The organism is Micromonospora sp. SL1-18, assembly GCF_047921505.1.
Lineage (GTDB): Bacteria > Actinomycetota > Actinomycetes > Mycobacteriales > Micromonosporaceae > Micromonospora.
Map to the genome: position 1 here is coordinate 1 of NZ_JBLROA010000281.1, position 240 is coordinate 240.

The 240-nt window shown below is 72.9% G+C and carries 1 protein-coding gene; it reads right to left on the reverse strand.

The window, feature by feature from the left end; genetic code table 11:
- A partial coding sequence (locus ACNAW0_RS30945; RefSeq protein WP_416291571.1) for a hypothetical protein occupies positions 1 to 240 on the reverse strand: 240 nt, incomplete at both ends.

Consider the following 240-nt stretch of genomic DNA (forward strand, 5'->3'; position numbering starts at 1 on the left):
GTGGGGCCGGGTGGGGGAGGGTGCCCTGCGTCGCCTGGGCGCGGGGCGTGAGGTGTGATGCCGGGTGGGGCCGGTCTTCGACCGATCCTCCCGGCTGGCCTTGCAGGTGGTGGGGGTGACAACGGCTGCGGCCTCGAGCTGGTCCACCACCGAGCGGATCACCATGGCACCGGTGGTCTTGTCGGTGACGGTCTTGGCTTGATGGGTGAGGCCGCGGGCGGCGATGCGCCGCCAGGCACC